A 20,788-nucleotide genomic window follows, 5' to 3' on the forward strand; every position below is an offset into this window, starting at 1 on the left:
ACCGCTAACGGGGTGTTGCGGGGTTCTTTGGGGGGTCCCGCTCAACAAAAGTGCGCAATTCTCATCGGTCCGTCGCGTCGCGACGGACGCGCACGTCTGCTGTCACCCCGCCGACTGCCTGCGCCATATATGGAGGGGTAATGATCGTCAATCTTGATGTGACGCTGCGCGACGGTGGCTACCGCAACAACTTCGACTTCCCGCTCGACTACGCGCTGCACCACGCCCGGGAGAGCGTCGCGGCCGGCATGGAGTGGGTCGAGATCGGCTACCGCAACGGTTCGTTCAAACCGCAGCCCGGCATCGGCCGGACCGGCGTGGGTGCGGACGACTACATCCGTGCGGTCGCCGAGGTCGTCTCGCCCGATCGCCTCTGCATGATCCTGCACCCGAAGAACATCACCTCCGAGGACCTGACGCGCATGTACGAGGCCGGCATCCGCCTCGTACGGTTCTGCCTGCCCTCCGGTGCGCCCGAGCCGGGGCTTGCCCTGCTCGCCCAGGCCGCTGACCTCGGCTTCACCACCACCGTCAACATCACCCGGGTCAGCCAGCTCGACCGGCGAAGACTCGTCGACCTCGCCGCGCTGTCCGGCGACGCCGGCGCCGACGTCGTGTACCTCGCCGACTCCAACGGCAGCATGCTGCCGCGCGAGGTCTCCCAACTGGTCACCCTGGTCCGCTCGGTGACCGACGCGGCCATCGGTCTGCACGCCCACAACAACCTCGGTCTGGCGCTGGCCAACGCGATCGCCGCCGTGGACGCGGGCGCCACCTGGATCGACTCCTCGGTCCTGGGCATGGGCAAGGGCCCGGGCAATCTGGTCACCGAGCAGTGGCTGGCCTACCTCGGCCGGCACAGCCGTCCCGCCGACGGCGGGTACGACCTCGGCCGGATCCTCAACCTCGCCCACCGCATGGAGTCCGAGATCGCGGAGGCCACGCCCTCCCTGCCGCTGCCCGACCTGGTGCTGGGCCACTTCGACCTCTCCGTGGAGGAGCGCGCCAAGCTCCCCGTGGACCGGATCGGCGACGCCTTCTCGGCGGCCCGCGAGCTGACCTCGGCGGGCGCCCGGTGACGTCGCGTCCCCCGCATCCGGAGCCGGTGCGCGACGCCGCGCCGGCTCCGGCCGCCGCAGTTCTGGGCGAGCCCGACGCACCGCGGCATGCGGTCGTCCTCGCCCCCGTCATGCCCCGCTGGGACCATGGCGCCTTCTTCCGGCAGGTCGCGGAGCCGCTGCTTGCCTCGGGCCACCGGATCACGCTCTACGACACCCTCTCCTTACGGTGCGAGGGCGACGACCTCAAGGCCCTCGTGGACCGCTGGGCGGCCCACCTCGCCTCCGGCACCGACAGCCCCGACCTGCTGGCCGGCAACGCCCTGGGCGGCGCCGTCGTCCAGGCCCTGCTCACCCACGAGTGGACCCATCACTCCAAGGTGTTGCTGCTCTCCGGCCCCACCGTCGCCGACGACGAACTGAACACCGAACTGGAGCGGATCGCCGCCGCCGTCGGCACCCACGGCCTGTCCACGGCGCTGCACCTCCTCGAAGAGGTCGTCAGCGGCCCGGCCCGGGAGCCCGGGAGCGTACCGCGGCAGCGGACACCAGGCCCCGCGCCGGATGAAGCCGCGGCGGGACGGCGACTGTCCACCGGACTGCGGCTGCTGCACGACGCCGACGCCCGGGAGCCCGTGCGGGACTTCCCCGGACCACTGCTGCACCTGTACGGCGAACAGTCGCGGCTCGTCCAGGCCAAGCACCTGGCCACCGGCCCCCGCCCACGGCACCACCTGGTGGGCATCCCGCAGGCCGGAATGCGCCCGCACGCCGACCAACCGGCCCTCACCCGAGACGCCGTCGCCCGCTTCCTGGGAGCTGAAGAGTCATGAACCGCAAGACCGTCGCAGTCCTGCCCGGCGACGGCATCGGACCGGAGGTCCTGGACGCCGCACTGCCGGTGATCGAGGCCCTCGGCCTGCCAATCGACCTGGAATTCGGTGCCATCGGCTGGGAGTGCTGGCGCGCCGAGGGCACCCCCGTCCCCGACCGCACCTGGGACCTGATCGACCGCAGCGACGCCGTCCTGCTCGGCGCCACCACCAGCAAGCCGCGCCGCGAGGCGCTGGCGGAACTGGCCCCCGAACTCCGCGCAGGCACCCCGCAGTACATCTCGCCGATCATTCAACTCCGCCAGCGCCTGGACCTGTTCGCCAACCTGCGGCCGGTCGAGAACTACCTCGGCGGTGGCACGCCGTACCGCTTCTGCGTGGTCCGGGAGAACACCGAGGGCCTGTACGCCGGCCTGGACTGGAACCACGTACCGGACGAGATGTGGCCGCTGGTCGCCGACCACCCCAACGTCCGCCGCAGCGGCCGCTCCGGCTCCACCGCGAGCATCCGGCTGCAGACCTCGCACGGCCTGGACCGCATCCTGCGCTTCGCGTTCGAGACCGCCCGGGGCCACGGCTACGAGCGGGTCACCCTCGCCGACAAGCCCAACGTCCTGCGGCAGAGCAGCTCCTACGTCCTGGAGCGACTGGAAGCCATCGGCTCCGACTACCCGGAGATTCCCTTCGAGGTCCTCAACGTCGACGCGGTCGCCCTGTGGATGGCGCGCCGCCCGGAGCGTTTCGGCGTGATCGTCGCCGAGAACATGTTCGGCGACATCCTCTCCGACCTCGGCGGCGGCGTGATGGGCGGACTGGGCCTGGCGCCCAGCGCCAACATCGGCGAGGCCGGCAACTACTTCGAGCCGGTGCACGGCAGCGCCCCGGCGATGGCCGGACGCGGACGCGCCAACCCCGCCGCGGCGTTCCTCACCATCGGCCTGATGCTGGCGCACCTCGGCTTCAAGGACGAGGCCGGCAGCATCCAGGACGCCGTACGGCATGTCACCCGCCGCCGCGACCGGGTCACCTACGACCTGGGCGGCGCCGCCACCACCACCGAAGCGGCCCAGGCGGTCATCGACGCCTGCCGCGAGGTACCGCACACCCCCACCGCCGCCATCGTCACCATCGGCGACGAACTGCTCCGCGGTGACCTGGAGGACTCCAACGCGGGCAACGCCTCCCGGATGCTCGGCGAGCGCGGCATCCCGGTCCGCGTCCGCCACACCATCGGCGACGACGAGGCGACCATCGCCGACGCCATCCGGCCCTCCCTCGGCCGCGACGACGTCATCGTGGTGATGGGCGGACTCGGCCCCACCTCCGACGACGTGACCCGCAGTGCCGTGGCCCGCGCGCTGGGACGCCCGCTGGAGCACCGGGAGGAGGCATGGCAGGGCGTCGTGGCGCGCCTCACCCGCTTCGGCGTCGCCATCCACGACGACAACCGCCGGCAGGCGCTGTTCGCCGCGGGAGCCGACCTGCTGCCGAACACCAACGGGACCGCCTGGGGCTGCCGCACCGAGGCCCAGGGCAGCACCGTGATCATGCTCCCCGGCCCGCCCCGCGAATGCCTGCCGATGCTGGAGTCCGTGCTGCGCGACGGCCTGCCGCACCTCCCCGAGCCGCCCGAGGTGACCACCGTCTTCCGTCGCACGCTCGGCATCATCGAGGCGGACGCGGCAGCCCTGGTCGATGCGCTCGTACGCGAGCGCGGAGTGCCGGGGAAGCCCGCCTACCGCTGGCACTACCCCTACGTCGACATCCGGCTCGGCTGCCCGCCCGAAGCCGCCGATGACCTGGCCAAGCGCCTGGACGCGGCGCTCGCCGACCACATCGTCACCGACCGGGACCGCACCGCGGTCCAGGAACTGGCCGAGCTCCTGGACGAGCGCGCCCTCGTCCTGACCGTCGACGACCGGCTCACCGAGGGCCTCTTCGCCTCCGAAGTGGCCCGCGAACGCACCACCGCCGACGGCTCGGGCGCACTCGCTGTTGCCCTGTCCGGCGTCTGGGACGGCGGGGACCGTACGACCCACACCGGCACGCTCGCGCTCACCTGCACCGTCCAGGACGAGTCCGGCGAGCACACCAGCACCCTGACGGTCCCCAACCGCGGGCCCGAAGTCGCCACTTACGCCACCGAGTTCGCTGCCTGGTCCCTCGCCCGGCACCTCACCGGCCGCCGCACGCTCACGGAGGAATCCGCATGACCACCGCCACCGATACCCCGGTGCCTACCGAGGCGTTGCGCGAGCGCCTGTCCCGTCTGGACACCGCCGCCCTCTCCGACGCGATGGACAGCATGCGCACCCCGCCGTGCGTGCTGCCCGGCATCCGGCCGCGCACCCCCGGCACCGTCGCCTGCGGACCCGCCTTCACCGTCCGCTACCGCGCCATCGACGACACCACCAGCTTTCACAACGCCGCCAACTACATCGACGACGTGCCGGCCGGCTCGGTCGTCGTCGTGGACAACGCCGGCAGCCGTACCTGCACCAACTGGGGTTCCCTGCTCAGCTCCGTCGCCCTGCACCGCGACATCTCCGGCACTGTCGTGCACGGTTCGGTGCGCGATGTGAAGGAGAGCCGATCCGCCGGATACCCGCTGTTCAGCACCGATGTGACCATGGTCAGCGGCAAGAACCGGGTGGTGCTGGACCGTACGGGCGTCGAGGTGGACATCGCCGGTACCACCGTCGCCCCGGGCGACTGGATCGTCGCCGACGACAACGGCGCGCTGCGCATCCCGGCCGCTCTCGTCGAGGAGGTCGTCCGCCGCGCCGAGGCCGTGGAACGCACCGAGTCCCGTATCCGGGAAGCCGCGCTCGGCGGCAGCCGGCTGGACGAGGCCCGCGCCCGCTTCGGCTACGCGCGCCCGTGGGAGGACGGGGGCGAGCATGGCGACCGCTGAGTCCGCCGAGGGCACCACCCCGGCTCGGGGCCCGGCCGCAGAGCCGTCCACCGAGGCGATCAGCGCACAGGAACCGGCCGCCGCGCGGCCCACGCCACCGGCCCCGGGGGACGCGCGGTTCATCGACGTCCACTACCACGTCGGCCCGGACGCGTATCTGCGCCGCCACACCGCCGCCACCGCCGGCGCGGTCTATGCCGAGCACGGTGGCTGGGTGGTCCTCAAGAACCACCTCGGCTCGACCGCCGCCCAGGCATGGGAGGCCCGCCAGCAGGGGCTGCCGGTCTCCGGCTCGATCGTCCTCAACGACCTGGCGGGCGGGTTCGACCTGCGGGCCGTGGAACAGGCCGTCATCCAGCACGGTGACGACAGCGGGCTGCGGCTGATCGTCCACCTCCCCACGGTCACCGGCCGCAGCCACCGCAGCCGGCTGACCCGTACCCCCTCCCACCCGCTCCTCGCCGACGGCCAGCGCCCGCTGACCGTCACCGACGACCGCGGAACACTGCGCCCGGAAGTCCGCGAACTCCTGCGCGCCGCCCGCGATCTGCCGGTGGTCATCTCCACCGGCCACGCCGACGGACACGAGGTGCGGCTGCTGGTCGACGAGGCCGTGCGGCTGGACTTGCCCCGTCTGATGCTCAACCAGCCCGCCAACCCCATGACCGGCCTGACCTACAAGGACCTCGTCGAGGTGGCCGCTGCCGAGCAGGTGTGGACCGAGCAGACCGCGCTCACCTACCTTCTCGAATATCAGGACTGGGCCGACTTCGCCGACGTCCTGTCCCTCCTCCCGAGGGTCGTCTACAGCTCGGACCTCGGCCAGCCGTCCCAGATGGACATCGAGTCGTGGCTGACGTGGAATCAGAAGGTGTTCCACTGGGCCGGTTTGACCCCTGAGCGGATCGCGGAGCTCATCCACACCGCGCCTCAGGAGATGCTGAGCCTGTGACCGCACCGCCGATCCTGCCGGCGCTGCTGCTCTCCCTGCCCCTCGTGCTCACCGCATGCTGGGCGGGGGGAGCGGTGTGCAAGCGCCTGGGTCAACCACCCGTCATCGGCGAGATCGCCGCCGGCATCCTGCTCGGCCCCTCCGTGCTCGGCCGCGCCTGCCCGGCGGCGACGGCCGCGCTCTTCCCACCCGACCTCGCCCCCGTCCTGGACTCCCTGGGCCAGCTCGGCCTGCTGTGCTTCATGTTCCTGCTCGGCCGGGAACTGGATCCGGAAGTGGTACGCGGCGAGCGCCGCACCGCCCTCACGGTCGCCCTGACCGGCCTCGCCGTCCCGCTGGTGTGCGGCGCCCTGCTCGCCCTCGCCCTCTACGGCCCCTACGCACCCGGGACCGCCGACCGCCTCCCGTTCGCCCTCTTCCTGGGGGTGGCACTGAGCATCACCGCCTTTCCGGTCCTGGCGCGCATCCTCGCCGACCGCGGTCTGACCGGCACCCGCCTGGGCGCCCTGTCCCTGACCTGCGCCGCCGTCGACGACGTGCTGGCCTGGTCGTTGCTGGCCCTGGTCGCCGCCCTCGCCCGCAACACCTCGCTCGGCGCCGTCCTGCGCACGGTCCTCCTCACCGTCGCCTTCGCGGCATTCCTGCTCCGCGTCGTACGCCCGCTGCTCGCCCGCGTCCTGCGGCGCACCGGAGCCGCCACCACCTTCGCACTCGTCACCTGCTGCCTGTGCCTGGCGGCTCTGGCCACTGACCGGATCGGCGTCCATGCGGTCGTCGGTGCCTTCCTCTTCGGCGCCGCCACGCCCCGGGATTCCCCCTCCGTCCACCACGTCGCCCAGGGAATGTCGCAGTTCGCCGTCCCCTTCCTCCTCCCGCTCTTCTTCATCAGCACGGGCCTGCGGATCGACATCGGCACCCTCGGACCGCACCCGGCCCCCTGGCTGTGGTGCGGTGTCATCCTGCTCGTGGCGACCGCCACCAAATGGGGCGGCACCGCCCTTGCGGCCCGTGCCTGCGGCTCGGACTGGCGCGGCGCGCTCTCGCTCGGTGCCCTGATGAACTGCCGCGGCCTCACCGAACTCATCGTGCTGACCGCCGGTTTGGACCTGCGCCTCATCGGTCCCGAGCTCTACACCATGCTCGTCCTGATGGCCCTGACCGCCACGGCGCTCACCTCACCCGCCCTGACCGCCCTCCTGCGCAAGGGACCACCGGAACGACACCGCTCACCGAGCGCACCGAGCACATCGAGCGCACCGCGTGGCAAAGCGCAGCCGGTCGGGAACAGCTGACCGCTTCGTCGTCGCCCCTGTCGTATTCCCGCGGCCTCCTGGTCATGAGGCGGGCCGGGGCGCGCCGGAGCCGGGTTGGGGTCCGTAAGCGGTCAGGAAGCGGTTGCGGAAGGTGTCCATGCGCCAGACCGGTGCCTTCGGGCCGGGCCGGAGGCCGGGCGTCCAGTGCCAGCCGGAAATGCGCTTCAGCACTGCCGGGTCATGGGCGACCAGCGTGACCGGGACGTCATGGACGGCATGGTCGCCGGAGACCTTCGCGAGGGGCTGGTGGTCGCCGAGGAAGACCAGGACGGTGTCCTTGGTGCCGTACTTCTGCAGGTACGCGATGAGACTGTGCAGCGAGTACTGGATGGACTTGCCGTATTCGGTGCGTATCTGAGCGGTGTGCTGCCAGACGTCCACGGGGTTTTGCCCGGCCTTTTTGATGGCGTTGTAGACCGAGCCGTCACCGATCTCGTCCCAGCCGATCATCTTGGGGAGGGGGGCCCAGGGATTGTGGCTGGAGGTGAGGATGACGAAGGACATCAGCGGCTTCGAGTGTGGCTCGGCTCGCTGCCCGGCCCGCTCCTTGGTGCGGTGCTTGCCGTGTTCCAGGCGCTCGAAGGCCGACAGGGCGTACTGGTCGGGCATCGTCGACCAGCTGAATTTTGGACCCTGGTAGCCGAGGTCACGGGAGTCATAGACGCGGTCGAGGCCGTACAAGGACGCCTCCGGCCAGCCCTTGGTGAGGCCCGGCATGATGCCGACCGTTCGCCAGGCGCCGGTGCGTTTGAAGGCGCTGGTGAGGGTCAGGCGGTCGCTGGCGGTGAGGGTGCGGTAGCGCTGCTGGTTGTCGATCCACAGGCCCGACATGAACGTGGAGTGGCCCAGCCAGCTGCTCCCGCCATAGGTCGACGAGGTGAGCCAGCCGCTGCGGGCGGAGTACCCGGCCGCACGCAGCCGCTTGGTCCCGTCCGCGAGGGCTGCGTCGACTCCCGGCGCCATCAACGGGTCTTCGATGGCGCTGCGCCCGTAGCTCTCTATGAACGTGAAGATGACGTCCTTGCCGCGCAGTCCGGTCAGCAGCCGGTCGCCCGGGGTGTCGCGGAACGCGTCGGCGCCGGCCTCCTTTGCGAACGCCTGCTCGTCCGCCAGGCTCGCCCGCACCTGCTGCGCCCGGTTCTGCAGGACTCCGGCTGTGCTTTCTGCGGCCACCGGCACGCCGGCCACCTGCACGCCGATCACCGTGCAGGCGACCCAGAGGGTCCCGAGCACCAAAGTGGTCCGGGTCGCGGTGGCGCTGTGTCGGGCCATGAGATTGCCGAGCCGGACGACCGCCAGCGTCATCAGGACAAGCAGGGTGAGAACGAGGGCCAGGGCCCCGATCGCGACAGCGCTCGCCTTCGCCCGGCCGATCGAGTCCTGGAGGAACGATTCGCCATCGCCGAGCAGTGGCCAGTCGAACACCGGATTGAACCCTCGGCCGAGAGCCTCGTTGAAGCCGATGTCGAGGAGGTTCAGCACGGTCAGCAGCCCGAGACCGGCCCCGGCGAGAGCGGACGCCACGCGCCTCGCCCGAGGTGGGAGGACGAGCAACAGGGCGGCACCGAAGACGGCCTCCACAGGGATGCGGAGGAACTGACCGGGAGTCAGGAGAGTCAGCTGACTCGGCAGGAGGAGGGCGAGGAGGACGAGGAGGGCGGAGAGGGCCGTGGTGCCGTGGGCGAGGATCCGCGCGGTGGCCGGGAGACGGTCGCGCCAGGTGTCGCCATCGGCGATGTCATCACCCGTGGCGGCATCGTTCGGGACCTGCTCTGCGGGCGCGTCCGGCGGCAGGCCCGCGTCCGCGAGTGGCTCTTCGGCGGTGGCTGCCTCGTCCGCGGTGGCCGCTGCGTCCGCATTCGGCTGCTGATGAAGGCGCGGGGAGAGTGACAACGCGAAGGTCCTTCCGTGCGGGGCCCGGTGGTGGCACGGCAGGCCAGGACCTGCGAGATCAGAGCCGCCGCCCTTCTCTATACGGCCGGGCGGCGGATCCGGTTCAATCGCAGGGCATGACTTCGTTGACGAGCAGAGCGGGCACACCCACCCGTATATCAGCTTCGGCGGCGGCGCCCGGCAGGCGAGGGAGTTCTACCGGGGGGTCCTTGGTCAAGGAGACCCCGCCTCGGCAGGGTGCTCCCGGCGCGCGGTGGGTGCGCGCCGGGAGCACTTCGCTCCGGTGGCAGGCTCCGGGGCGGGGTGATTCTCGTGGCTGCTCTGCTCCCGCCGGCTAGCGCGCCGACCGCGTGAAGAACTCCAGCTCGGCGATGGCCACTTGCTTCTTGTCGCTGGCGCCGTACGCGGTGTGCAGCACCAGCCGTACGGTCATCGCGTTCCGCACGGCCACATCGATCTTCTGCGCTCCGCCGTCGTTGATCCGGTGCTGCGAGACGTGCTGCTCGCCCTCCGAGTCGGTCACGATCAGGTCGAACTCGTGCGTCCGGGCCGGGTCGGTGGCCTGCGGGGTGCGTGCGGACGCCCCGGGGGTGATCAGAACGTTCAGCAGGTCGGTGGGTTGGCCGAAACCGGCCTCCAGGTACTGGCCGCCCGAGTTGCCCGAATAGCCCGACCCCCACCAGGTGTTGGAGTAACCGTCGAACGCGAGCTTCACGTCGTGCTTGGGGCCGGAGTGCGATGCCTTCCAGGTGGCGGCGGGTACGGGCACGCGCTCGGCGAAGTGGTCCTGGACGGCTCGCGCGGCCGGCGGCCCCCCGATGATGCCCCCGACCACGACGGCCGCGACCAACGCCGCCACCACCGCCCGGGTGATCCACCGGGTGCGGTCGCGGTTCAGCCGCGGCCGCTGCCCGGCGATCGAGCGGGATTCGGGCGGCGGCACCGCGACCGTGAGCGGGAGGTTCGCCCCCAGCGCGCGGAGCGCGGGCGGCAGCGCGGCCGCCGGCAGGACCTCGTGCGAGAGCAGGCAACCCAACGTCGCGGAGAGCAGCCGATGCTCGTCCTCCGGGCGTGTGGTCCAGGCCGTGACCAGGTAGGACAGCCGGAACCAACGCGGCGGCTGATGTCTGCGCACGACCACACCGGCGGCGTCCCGCTCCGTGATCGCGCCGCGCTCACGGCGGGCGACCTCCTCGTGTATGTCGTACAGATACGCATTGAGCGTGGGTGCGTTGCGCCGCGCCGCCCAGTCACGGGTCGGCGCCTCGAACGCGACGTCCCCGGCGCCGTCCGGCAGTACTCCGCCGCGCAGCACGGACCGCAGCACCTCATCGACTTCGTGCATCAATCCCGTTCCCCCGCCCGATGACCCGCCGCCTGAACTTCCTCCACCAACCGGCTCCCCATCAGATGTATCCCTCGCGCAGCGCGTACGCGACAGCGTGCGCACGGTTGTGTCACTGCAGCCGCGTCATCAGCGCATGCAGCACGTTCTTGACGGTGCGTTCGGAGTAGGCGAGCTTCTGGGAGATCTGCCGGGTGTCCAGCCCCTCGGCGACCAGCCGCAGCACATCGACCTCGCGCGGTGCCATGCCGAGCGTCGGTACGAACCCCGCGGGCGCGGCTGTCTCCACCGACCGCCGCAGCTGCCCCACCTGGGTGAGCAGCTTGCTGATCAGGTCCGGCGGGAGGTCCCCCTCACCGCGCGCCGCGCTCTGCACCGCCCGTAACAACCGCTGCGGGGTGGTCCGATGACGCCAGAGGATGGCCCGTACGCCGTACTCCACGACCGCCATCAGCTCCGGCTCGCGCAGGTCCCGGGCAATCAGCACGACCCGCTGATCACCACCCCGGACGAGCCGTCTCAGTTCGGTCGCTGCGCTCTCGCCGAACTGGTCGATGGGCATGATCGCCACATTCCCGACCGCCTCCCCAGCACCTTCCTTCTCGCCCTCCCTGTCCCTGCCACGTTCCCTCTGCTCCGCCCGCCCGGCCGCCGCGCCGCCCTGGTCCCGGACGATCTCGACGGTGGGCTGGTGCTGCAGGTGACTGACCACTCCGCCCCGACTGAGCGGGTCGGCGGCGTGCACCGACACCGTGACGCGTGTATCCAGCACTCATGTACCTCGTCCCGCCCCCGTTTTACCGACTGCCGAAGGATGCGCGAGGTCAATCAACAGATGCTTATCGGGTGATCAACGCCAGCAGCCCGCGCTCCTCGTGGCGGCGGGAGTCACCGGGGTCAAGTGAGCCAGGTCAGTCAGGTGCGGTCCCACAAGTTCCGGTAGAAGTCGGTGCGTTCCGGGTCGGGAGCGATGCCGTAGGCGTCGAGGAAGGTCTGCTCCCATCCCGGGCCGTAGTTCCACTCGGTGCTCCAGCCGGCGACGGCGATGTCGGCCCAGCGGTCCGCGACGCCGAGCGTGCCCAGGTCCACGTGACCGGACCAGGAACCGTCCTCGCTCAGGAGCGTGTTCGGCGCGCAGGCGTCTCCGTGACATACGACGAGGCGGTCGATCGGCGGAGTCCGCAGATCTGCGGGGACGTCCAGTCCGGCGCTCCGGGCGCGTTCCAGGCGGTGGGCGACCGACCAACTGAAAGGGCAGTCGGCCACCGGCAGTTGCTCGTGCAGGGCGCGCAGTCCTGCCCCCAGGGCCCGTACCGCGGTGCCGGGATCGGCCGTCCAGCGCGGGCTGACGGCGCTCTCGCCGGGCAGCCCGTGGGTGACGAGCCAGGCCCCGTCCTCGTCGGCTCCGTGGTCCAGGACGCGGGGCACCGGTGTGAAGCGGGCAGCCCAGCTCAGGCGCGTGACCTCGGCGGCGAGGTCCAGTCCGGAGCCGGTCGGTGCCCACTTGGCGAACAGTCGGGCCTTGCCGGTGCCGATCTGGAAGGTCAGGCCGCCCAGCGCGTTCTGCCAGACGGGCCGCAGCGGCCGGTCTCCGGCCTGAGCGGCGATCGGGGCAGGGACGCGGACCTCACACGTCGGCGGTCCGGAAAGATTCATGGCCTCATGCTGCTCCTCCAACGGCGCCTCGGACGAGCGGTTTTCGAGCGCGCACCCGCTCGGGGCCCGGCTCAGCAGGCCGTCGATGTCGTGATCGGCCCACGTACGTCCAGAACGTGCCGACGGGTTCGCCGGCCAAGTGCCTGGGGGGCGGCCGGGTGACTCTCCGGCGTGGCCAGAGGCAGGCCCGAGGTGTACATCTCCGGGCCAAGATCGACTCATCGGCCGTCCAACAACGCCCTTCCTCGCAGCCAGGTGGCCATGATCACCGGCCGGGCCCACGGTAACCCTCGGCCCGGAACGACAGGCCCAGCTCTTGCGGTGTGCCGTTGGGTCGGTGAAGCGGTCCAGGGGGCGCCAGTCGTGGCGGCTCTCACCGGCTCGGCGACGGCGCACTGGTGGAGCGGGGCGGGGCGACTGTGCGCGACGCCGCGCGGGACGATCACCGTCCCCTTGCCTCCGCCCGGGCCTACGCCCTCGATCGAGCCGAGGATCTCCTTGTCAGAGCCCTTGGAGCCCTCGGAGCCCTCGGGGGCTGTCGGAGCCTTCGGGGCCGGTCGGGTCCGAAACAACCTGAGGTACGATCGACCGTATGGGTAGTGCCACGGCAGATGTCGCAGATGTCACCGACAAACGCCTCCTGCGCGGCGCCCGGACCCGGAAGACCGTACTGAAGCGGGCGGTCGACATCGCCTCGCTCGACGGTCTCGAAGGGGTCAGTTTCGGCCGTCTGGCCACGGACACCGGGCACAGCAAGGCAGGCATCCAGACGCTCTTCAAGACGAAGGAAGCGCTGCAGCTGGCGGTCATCGACTTCGCCCGCGAGATGTTCATCGACAACGTCGTCCGGCCGGCCAGGTCCGCGCCGCGCGGCGTCGCACGTCTGCGCGCGCTGCTCGACGAGTGGGTCGTCTACGCCTCGACCCCGCTGTTCGCGGGCGGATGCTTCCGGGCCGCGAACCTCGCTGAGTTCGACGGCAAGACCGGGCCCGTCCATGACGCACTCTTCCGCGACCAGCAGGAGTGGCTCGAAGTCATCGCCGGCGAACTGCGGCACGCCATTGTCAACGGCGAGATCGCGGACCTGGACGTCGAACTCGCCGTCTTCCAGATCGACGCGGTGTTGTGTGCCGCCAACACGGCTCTCCGCCTCGGGGACGACAGCGCGGTGAGCAAGGTCCGCCGCATCGTCGAGGGCCTGCTGACCGCCCCGCAATAACGCGGTACCCACACGGCAATGACGCGACGATGCGGGGGACTTGGGTCCGCCGCATCGTCGCGTCAGGTCACTTGGCCGGCTGCGCCGTTCCTCATCCCCATCCGAGACGCGGACCTTCCCAAAGACGGACGTCCGGGCAACTGACGTGCCCGGACGTCGCTACGGCTGGGACCGCTTCCACCGCAACCCTGGCCATGACTGGTGGTCCGCAACCCTGGCCATGACTGGTGATCCTCGCACTCAGGCCTGGGCCGCCGGCCGCTTCGGCAGAAGGAAGACGGCAATGCCTGCTATGACTGCGAAGACCAACACCCCGAAGGACGCGACGGCAAAGGCGTGACCGGCGGCGGCAACCCTGCCGACTGCCGCGGGACGGAACGAGCTGAAGAAGACCGCCCCGATAGCGGCAACACCCAGCGCCCCGCCCACCTGCTGGGTCGTGGACAAGACCCCGGACGCGACACCGGCCGACTCCGGCTTGACGCGGCTCAGCACCGTGTTGAGCGCCGGCGTGATGACCAGCCCGCCACCGACGCTCTGCAGAACGAGAGTGGGGATCACGAGCAGGGGAGTGATCCGCGGCCCGGACAACAGCAGGAGCCCGGTCGCCAGGTATCCGATCGCCAGGATGATCGCCCCCACTTCGAGGACACGTCGTCCGTATTTCGGGACGATCCGGCTCGCCACCATGCTGAACACGAAGAATGCCGTGGCTGCCGGTGCCTGGACCAGGCCCGCGCCGAGCGCCGACATGTTGAGGCCTTGCTGCATCGTTACCGACAAGGCCAGGTAGTACGAGTAGATCAGCGCGTACAGGGCGAGGACGAGAATGATCCCGAGCGAGAACGAGCGCTGCCTGAACAGCGTCAGCGGTACCAACGGATCCCCGCCCCGCCGTTCCAGGCCCCGCTCGATCGCGACGAACAAGCCGAACGCGACCGCGCTGCCCGCGAAACAGGCCCAGACCCACCCGGGCCAGCCTGCCTCCTGCCCCTGGATCAGCGGGAGCACCAGAAGGAAGAGGGCCGCGCTGAGCACCAGCACGCCGGGCATGTCCAGCTTGCGACTGGTGGCTCGGCCTGTCTCCGGCACGTGGCGCAGGGCGAGCAGGAACAGGGCAATTCCGATCGGCACGTTCACCCAGAACACCATGCGCCAGCCGGAGTCGAAGAGGTTGGCGCCGATCAGCAGTCCGCCGATGACTTGGCCGCCGATGGTGGCCATACCCATGACGATGCCGAGCACGCCGTATACGCTGTGCCGCCTCGCCGCCGGCACCAGCACCGTGACGAACGCAAACACCTGGGGAACCATCAGGGCGGCTCCCAGACCCTGGATGACACGCGAGGCGATAAGGCTGCCTGCGTTCGGGGACAGCGCGCAAGCGACTGATGACAGGGTGAACAGAGCCACCCCGAGAAGGAATATCCGCTTGCGGCCGTACAGATCAGCCAGACGAGTAGCGGTAATGATGAAGACCGCGTAACTGAGTTGATAGCCCGCCAACACCCACTGGACATCGCTGTCCGAGGCGTGCAGATCCGCCACGATCGAGGGGTCGGCGACCACGACGATGAACGAGTCGAGGACCGCCATGAACAAGGCGGCCAGGACGACCGACATCGTCATCCACGGAATGGCGGGAGTGCCGTCAGTTTTCGCGGCCGCTACCCGCTGGCTGACTGATTGCTGACTACTTGCCACGATAAGAGAACCTCTTTGTTCGTCAGGGTCCGGTTCGTTCGCCAGGGTCCGGCCGCGCATGAACCCGGAGAGTTCGGCCGGCGCGTTTCGCCAGGCGGCGGTCAGAACCGGGGAGGACTGCGGAGAACTGGGGAGAGCTGGAGAGAACTACGTCGACGCGATGTGTCCCAGGGAGCCGGCCAGCTTCTTGATCACCTCGGCCGCCATAACGGCCTGACCCGAGGTCGAGAAGTGGATGCGATCCTCGCTGAGCAGGTTGTCGCGGTCGTTGACCGGGTGATCCCACATGTCCACCACGACGGCGCCGTATTCGGAAGCCAGCCCGCGCACGATCTCGTTGACCGCGGCAATCCGCTCCGGCCAGTCAGGGAAGACCGGGACGACATACGCCCTGCCGAGCGTGAAAGTGGTCAGCAAGGCGCCGGTGTCCTTCGCCAGGTCGTACATCTGCCGAAGCGTTCGCTCTATCTCAGCGAAGTCAGGCCTGCGCCGCACGATGTCGTTGGCCCCGCACGGCACGTGGAGCAGGTCCGGGGCGAACTCAATCATGCGGGCTGCGTGGTTTTCGAGCGTCCGGGCGGTTGTTGCCCCGGTCTCCGAGACATTGAGGTATTCCAACTCGGGCCGGACAGACCGTAAGACCCCGGCAACCCGGTCTGACCAGCCCTGATCCCGGTAGCCCGGAGTGGGATCGCCGGTCCCCGCCGAAAGGCTGTCCCCGATCACGGCATACCTGCCCCACGGGGCCCCAGTCAGCAATGCCACGGCATCCGCCTGGTCCAGGCAGAACGGGTCGGTCGCTTCGGTGAAGGCGGGTTGTTTCATGCAGATGAGAGTACGGTCGGTCGTATGTTTTCTCAAGCCCTTCCATCCCACGTCCATCCCTTCACCCCATCGGGCACGCACGGGCTGACGGCCGCGAACAGTCCTGTAACGGACCCAACCTGCGAGGTCCGCGCCCCCGCGTTATCGCTGGCCAGGCACCGTCGGCGTCCTGGGGAGTGGGGACTGCCGCGTCGTCGCTTCGGGGAGGGGACAGGGAGGTGTTCGGGAGGGGGCGGGAAAAGTCGGGGATGCCGTCGGTCGTGCGACTGCTGGACCAGCGCCAACTCGCTGCTCAGGAAGGGGTCGTCGCTCATCGCCCGCTCACGGGTCTGCTGCACGCCTCCCTCGGCGGAGGCAAAAATCCCTTTGCCAGGCTTCCTGGCACGGCTTGAGACTGCGGTCATGCTCGGTTTCCGCAACACCGAAAACGAAGCCCTGGTCTCCTGCTTAGCCGACCCGCAACGCGCGGGCACGGCCTACCACGTACTGATGCGGCGCGGCCAGGACGCGATGAGCGCCATCCGTGCCGGCCTGCACGACGAGAGTCCGGCAGTCCGCGAGGGCTGCTGTCGCCTCCTCGACCACCTCGTCGACACGGATTCCATGGACGAACTCATCGCCATGGCCGACGACCCCGACGGCCGGGTCAGAATCGCCGCCTTCCACGCCCTCGCCTGCGATCGGTGCAAGGGCGACACTTGTGCACCGGGACCGGACCGGGTCCTCGAACCCGCACTGCGCCATCTGGCTTCCGACCCCGACCCACACGTCCGGAGCATGGCCGCCGAACTCGTCGGCAAGTTCGCCCACACCGATGTCCGTGCTCGCACCGCCTTGGGGTCATCCCACACCCAGGACCCGAGCCCGGCCGTCCGAAAGAAGGCGGGCTGGTACCTACCCGGCGGGACCATCTACGAACGGACGGCCCCACCCGGTTCCAAGTAACGGGACAGCCGTTACGAGCTCGTGCGTGGTTGGCGGTGGGGCGTTAGGGCGGTGAGGCGGCGACGAGATGAATCTTCCTGACCAGCTCACCGCGGGACACCGTCCGAGGGCCTGATCGTGCGGCTCGCCGGCTGGGGCCCCTTGAGCGGGCCCCAGCGGCTCACGGCGCAGCCCGACGGGCCGCTGGGCCCTCCCGCGCGCACCCTGTTGCGCCCGCCCTGAAGACTGCGCGGAGATCAGGCATGGAATGTCAGGCACGCAATGTCAGGCACCGGAATGTCAGGCATGGAATGTCATGCATGGAGGTCAGTTGACGTCCAGCACCGCTTTGCCGTGCAGGCGGCGGCCGAGCAGAGCCTCGACTGCTTCGTCGTGACGGGCCCACGGGCCGCGCCAGCTGATGCCCGGGTCGATGCGGCCTGCGGCGACCTCAGCGGCGAGCCACGTCAGGTCCGCGGAGAAGTCGGTGGCGGGGTCGCCGAAGAGGAAGAACGTGCGGATCGACCTGTCGTGCCGTCCCTCCGTTCCCAGGAGCGCTTCAGGCGGGAGGACCGCGTCGGTCTCGGACGCACGCCCCACGCTGAACAGCGTGCCGTGCGCCTCCAGAGCGGCGAAGGCGTCCACCAGTTGTCGTCCGCCGACGTTGTCCAGCACCGTGAATACGGGCCGCTCCACGGTGGCCGGATCGGTGTGCACCTCGCGTGCGCCGAGCGCTCGCAGACCGTCCGCCTGGGCAGGATTCCCGCTGATGGCCACGACCTCTGCCCCCGCACGAGCGGCGAGCTGGATCGCGAAGCGACCGACACCGCCGGATGCGCCGGTGATCATCACTCGGCGGCCGAGGAGTTGGCCCGCGCGGCGCAATACGTGCAGCGCGCTCAGCCCGGCCACCGGGAGCGTGCTCATGGCGCCCAGGTCGGCGCCGTCCGGCACCTGGCCCAGCAAGGCGGCCGGGACCGCGCGCAGCTCCGCCCATCCGGCCGCCGCGCCGAGGGTGACGACGCGCGTGCCCTCTGCCGGCCCCGACCCGTCGGCGGCTGCCTTCACCACGACACCGGCGGCGTCCCAGCCGATCACTGTGCCGTCCGGAGTCTCCGAGCTCGTGGCGCCTTTCACCTCGCCGCGGTTGAGCGAAACCGCCGCGACCTTCACCAAGGCCTCGTCCGGTGCCGGTATCGGATCTGATGTCTCGGTCATCGACAGGTGAGTTGCTGCGCTGTGGTCGATAACGAGTGCTCGCATGTGCCCGTCTCCTCAAAGCAGAAGTGCCACAGTGAGTGAAGTGCCACAGTGTGGCGTTTGCGCCATTGAAGCACATGCTCACTGAGAGCGCGGGCGGTAAGCTGATGCCCATGACGACCGCCCCGCAGCCCGCGTCGTTGCGTGAGCGCAAGAAGCTGCGCACCCGCCAGGCGCTGGCCGAAACCGCCGTGTCGCTGTTCACCGAGAGCGGCTTCGACGACACCCCTCTCGATGCGCTCCTCGAAGCGGTAGAGGTCTCGCGACGCACCTTCTTCCGCAACTACCGGTCCAAGGAGGACGTGACGCTCACAGCCGTCAAGCAACTGTGGAGCACCTGCTTGGAGGTCATGGAGCAGAGCGAACAGAGGGAGGCGACCGGGCACACCGACCAATCCGAGCACCTGGTCGATGCGTTCCAGAACGCGATCCTGACCACCCTTGAGCGCATGGACGAGGACTGGTTCCCCCGGTTCGCGGCCACGTTGCAGCTGATCGACCAATCGCCGTCTCTGCACGGGCACTCCCTGCGGCACTGCGCTGAGATCCAGGCCGGGGTCACCCACCGACTCGGCGCCCCGGACACGCTGGAAGCACGACTGCTCATCGAGTTCTGCGTGGCGACCTGGCGTTGCGCCCTCGACGAGTGGCTGCCCCAGTGCACCCCCGCGGAGCTGCCCCGCTGCGTGCGACGCGCCTTCGACGCCATGCGTCACAGCCTCAACTCGGCGGCGTGAAAAGGTCGTTCATGAGGAGCGCACCGTCGCGGCCGGACAGCTCAGGCGCCGCCCCCGGGAGGAGATGAGGAGAGAGGCGCCGGGGCGCTTGGTCACGTATGTCGCGAGGTGGTCCGTGACGAGCTCCGGACTTGGCTGCCGGGAGGATGCCTGGCCATCTCCCGGCTTGGCTCCGCTTGACCTTGACACAGTGACAAGCCCTTCACTGCAGCCAAGGAGGCGAGCGAAATGCCCATGCCGAGAGAGGACATCAACGTGCCGGTAGAGGACATCAACACGATGCGTGTTCTCCAAGGGCTGGAGAACAACAGCTCGTCGGTCCGGCTGCAGGCAGCGCTGGCGGTCGGCACGACGCCGGACCCGGGGTTCATCGGCAAGCTCATCGAGCGGTGCGCGATCGAACCCGAGTTCTACGTGCGCGAGATGCTGACGTGGGCACTCACCCGCCACGCTGCATCGATGACGGTCCCGGCGCTTCTCGACGCAGTCCGCTCGCAACATGCCCAGGCACGGAGTCAGGCGTTACACACGCTGTCCAAGATCGGAGATCGGCAAGCGTGGTCGGCGATCACGCCGGCGCTGCTGTCCGACACCGACGACGAGGTGGCCCGGAGTGCCTGGCGGGCAGCGGTCGTGCTCGTACCCGCAGGTGCAGAGCGCGAGTTGGCCGTAGTGTTGGCGACGCAGCTCGGGCGTGGCGAACGCGAGACGCAGCTGAGCCTCAGCCGAGCGCTGATCGTGCTCGGGGAGGCGATGTTGCCGGCGCTGGGCGCCGCGACGAGAGCTCTCGACCCTAGCGTGCGCGCGCATGCAATCGCCACGGAACGGCTGTGGCGCGACCCGGAGGCCGGATTCGAGTTCGCGGTCGAGGAGGCGAAGCGCATCGTGGCCCTCGGCGGGGCGGGTCAAGGAGGGCGGTAGGCAGTGTTGATCGGTGATGTCGCGCGACGGTCCGGCGTCAGCGCCCGCATGCTGAGGCATTACGAATCGCTCGGCCTGGTCCGGCCAACGGGTCGTACCGACTCCGGCTATCGCGAGTATTCCAACGAGGACATCCGGCGAATCTTCCACATCGAGGGCCTGCGGTCATTGGGGCTGTCGCTGCGCGACGTCAGGCGCGCCCTCGATGATCCCGACTTCGCTCCTCGCGAGCTCGTCGACGACCTCATCCGCCAGACACGGGACCGCATCGCAGCGGAGACGGAACTGCTCACGCGACTTCGTCGGATCGGTGCCGCGGCACCCGCCGGCTGGGAGGACGTCCTCCAAATCGTCGCGCTCCTCCAGGCGTTGGGTTCGAAGAGCGCGACGGCGCGGCAGCGCGCGGCGCTGTCCGCGGTCGAGGAAGTTCTCGTGCCGGTGGAGGCATTGGTCGAGGCCGTGCTGAGCGAGTCCGATCCCAACGTCGCCGGAGCCCTTCGTTGGGCTCTGGCGCAGTCGGGCGGGGACGGGCTGGCACTGCTGGCGCAGGGCCTCGGCTCACCCGCGGCCGAGGTGCGGAAACGTGCCGTCCAGTCCATCGCCAAGTTTCCGAACGGTGCGGCGACCGCACTGCTGCAGGACGCCCTCACGCATCCAGACATCGTGGTCCGCAGGTGCGCGGCGCTGGCGCTCGGGGCACGTGGAGTGGCCGACGCGATCCCGACTCTCCTCGACATGATCGTCGAGGAGAGGAACGACGCCGACGCGGCCGATGCACTGAGCACGCTGGCGAGTGATCCCGCGTTGGCGGATCAGATCTCTACTGGGCTCGTCGACTGCCTCGCCCAGAACACCACCGGATCGCCTGCACGTCGACGGCTGACACAGGCGCTCGCCGACATCCCGGGCACCCCGGCGACACGTGCCCTCGCAGACCTGTCACACGACGAAGACCGTGCCGTGGCGCTCACTGCGACATACATTCTCACGCTACGCAACGCACGAGAGTGAAGCTCTCCCGGGACGTGGCCCCTCGCCAAGGCGAAGGGGGAAACATCATCCGGGAACGCATCGCCGCCTGGTATTGCAATGCCGGGAAGCGAGGAGAATACTCGATAGACCTAGCGGGAAGCCGCCGGAAGCGCGCTGCGTGTGGAGAGATATCCTCACGCAGCGTTTGTGTTTGGCAGTCAATCGCAATCGAGCATGGGCGGACGTCTCATTACGGCGCGTA

General features: G+C 69.7%; 17 protein-coding genes and 1 pseudogene. 11 read left to right on the forward strand and 7 right to left on the reverse strand.

Features of this window, described 5'->3' with window-relative positions:
- The first annotated feature begins 140 nt into the window (after positions 1 to 140).
- From AB0E02_RS03780 to AB0E02_RS03805, 6 genes are read left to right on the forward strand one after another with little or no spacing between them, the layout of a single operon-like run.
- Positions 141 to 1,079, forward strand: coding sequence for a hypothetical protein (locus tag AB0E02_RS03780; RefSeq protein WP_362135638.1), 939 nt, complete (start codon positions 141 to 143; stop codon positions 1,077 to 1,079).
- Positions 1,076 to 1,891: an alpha/beta hydrolase gene (locus tag AB0E02_RS03785; protein WP_362135640.1), complete on the forward strand. Its 816-nt coding sequence runs from the start codon at positions 1,076 to 1,078 to the stop codon at positions 1,889 to 1,891. Before AB0E02_RS03780 ends, AB0E02_RS03785 begins: the two co-directional genes overlap by 4 nt.
- Entirely contained in the window at positions 1,888 to 4,104 is a 2,217-nt protein-coding gene (locus AB0E02_RS03790) for an isocitrate/isopropylmalate family dehydrogenase (RefSeq protein WP_362135642.1), read from the forward strand. Before AB0E02_RS03785 ends, AB0E02_RS03790 begins: the two co-directional genes overlap by 4 nt.
- Positions 4,101 to 4,805 carry an RraA family protein gene (locus AB0E02_RS03795; protein ID WP_362135644.1) on the forward strand — a complete coding sequence of 235 codons (705 nt, stop codon included), beginning with the start codon at positions 4,101 to 4,103 and terminating at the stop codon, positions 4,803 to 4,805. Before AB0E02_RS03790 ends, AB0E02_RS03795 begins: the two co-directional genes overlap by 4 nt.
- A complete protein-coding gene (locus AB0E02_RS03800) occupies positions 4,792 to 5,757 on the forward strand; it encodes a DUF6282 family protein (RefSeq protein ID WP_362135646.1) in 966 nt (321 codons plus the stop codon). The genes AB0E02_RS03795 and AB0E02_RS03800 overlap by 14 nt, the downstream gene beginning before the upstream one ends.
- Positions 5,754 to 7,049: a cation:proton antiporter gene (locus tag AB0E02_RS03805; protein ID WP_362135648.1), complete on the forward strand. Its 1,296-nt coding sequence runs from the start codon at positions 5,754 to 5,756 to the stop codon at positions 7,047 to 7,049. The genes AB0E02_RS03800 and AB0E02_RS03805 overlap by 4 nt, the downstream gene beginning before the upstream one ends.
- 42 nt (positions 7,050 to 7,091) lie before the next feature.
- On the opposite strand, the gene AB0E02_RS03810 is transcribed toward AB0E02_RS03805, so the two are convergent.
- The 4 genes and pseudogenes from AB0E02_RS03810 to AB0E02_RS03825 form a co-directional block, all read right to left on the reverse strand.
- Positions 7,092 to 8,963, reverse strand: coding sequence for a sulfatase (locus tag AB0E02_RS03810; RefSeq protein WP_362135650.1), 1,872 nt, complete (start codon positions 8,961 to 8,963; stop codon positions 7,092 to 7,094).
- 913 nt (positions 8,964 to 9,876) lie between these two features.
- Positions 9,877 to 10,311 (reverse strand): annotated as a pseudogene (locus AB0E02_RS03815) (DUF4255 domain-containing protein); the annotation flags it as partial.
- Between the two features lie 109 nt (positions 10,312 to 10,420).
- Complete coding sequence (locus tag AB0E02_RS03820) at positions 10,421 to 11,080, reverse strand: LuxR C-terminal-related transcriptional regulator (protein ID WP_362135652.1); 660 nt, start codon at positions 11,078 to 11,080, stop codon at positions 10,421 to 10,423.
- Positions 11,081 to 11,223: 143 nt separating this feature from the next.
- Positions 11,224 to 11,964 (reverse strand): aminoglycoside 3'-phosphotransferase, encoded by a 741-nt coding sequence (locus AB0E02_RS03825; RefSeq protein WP_362135654.1) that lies wholly within the window; start codon positions 11,962 to 11,964, stop codon positions 11,224 to 11,226.
- Positions 11,965 to 12,556: 592 nt separating this feature from the next.
- Between AB0E02_RS03825 and AB0E02_RS03830 the strand changes: the two genes are divergently transcribed.
- Positions 12,557 to 13,183 carry a TetR/AcrR family transcriptional regulator gene (locus AB0E02_RS03830; protein WP_362135656.1) on the forward strand — a complete coding sequence of 209 codons (627 nt, stop codon included), beginning with the start codon at positions 12,557 to 12,559 and terminating at the stop codon, positions 13,181 to 13,183.
- Between the two features lie 240 nt (positions 13,184 to 13,423).
- Here AB0E02_RS03830 and AB0E02_RS03835 read toward each other — a convergent pair whose 3' ends face one another.
- Together AB0E02_RS03835 and AB0E02_RS03840 are read right to left on the reverse strand one after the other, a co-directional pair.
- Positions 13,424 to 14,947 carry an MFS transporter gene (locus AB0E02_RS03835; RefSeq protein ID WP_362135658.1) on the reverse strand — a complete coding sequence of 508 codons (1,524 nt, stop codon included), beginning with the start codon at positions 14,945 to 14,947 and terminating at the stop codon, positions 13,424 to 13,426.
- 87 nt (positions 14,948 to 15,034) lie between these two features.
- On the reverse strand, positions 15,035 to 15,712 hold the full coding sequence (locus AB0E02_RS03840; RefSeq protein ID WP_362135660.1) for an SGNH/GDSL hydrolase family protein: 678 nt from the start codon (positions 15,710 to 15,712) through the stop codon (positions 15,035 to 15,037).
- A gap of 402 nt (positions 15,713 to 16,114) precedes the next feature.
- On the opposite strand from AB0E02_RS03840, the gene AB0E02_RS03845 reads away from it, so the two are divergent.
- Positions 16,115 to 16,657, forward strand: a complete 543-nt coding sequence (locus AB0E02_RS03845) for a HEAT repeat domain-containing protein (protein ID WP_362135662.1) — start codon at positions 16,115 to 16,117, stop codon at positions 16,655 to 16,657.
- A gap of 306 nt (positions 16,658 to 16,963) precedes the next feature.
- Here AB0E02_RS03845 and AB0E02_RS03850 read toward each other — a convergent pair whose 3' ends face one another.
- The gene (locus tag AB0E02_RS03850; RefSeq protein WP_362135664.1) at positions 16,964 to 17,899 is read right to left on the reverse strand and encodes a zinc-binding dehydrogenase; all 936 of its coding nucleotides are present in this window, start codon (positions 17,897 to 17,899) and stop codon (positions 16,964 to 16,966) included.
- A gap of 110 nt (positions 17,900 to 18,009) precedes the next feature.
- Between AB0E02_RS03850 and AB0E02_RS03855 the strand changes: the two genes are divergently transcribed.
- The 3 genes from AB0E02_RS03855 (at position 18,010) to AB0E02_RS03865 (ending at position 20,565) form a co-directional block, all read left to right on the forward strand.
- Positions 18,010 to 18,633 (forward strand): TetR family transcriptional regulator, encoded by a 624-nt coding sequence (locus AB0E02_RS03855; protein WP_362135666.1) that lies wholly within the window; start codon positions 18,010 to 18,012, stop codon positions 18,631 to 18,633.
- 228 nt (positions 18,634 to 18,861) lie between these two features.
- Positions 18,862 to 19,554 carry a HEAT repeat domain-containing protein gene (locus tag AB0E02_RS03860; protein WP_362135668.1) on the forward strand — a complete coding sequence of 231 codons (693 nt, stop codon included), beginning with the start codon at positions 18,862 to 18,864 and terminating at the stop codon, positions 19,552 to 19,554.
- A gap of 3 nt (positions 19,555 to 19,557) precedes the next feature.
- Positions 19,558 to 20,565, forward strand: a complete 1,008-nt coding sequence (locus AB0E02_RS03865) for a MerR family transcriptional regulator (protein WP_362135670.1) — start codon at positions 19,558 to 19,560, stop codon at positions 20,563 to 20,565.
- Positions 20,566 to 20,788 lie beyond the last annotated feature (223 nt).

The organism is Streptomyces sp. NPDC048196 (genome assembly GCF_040652715.1).
In the GTDB taxonomy this organism is placed as follows: Bacteria; Actinomycetota; Actinomycetes; order Streptomycetales; family Streptomycetaceae; genus Streptomyces; species Streptomyces siderophoricus.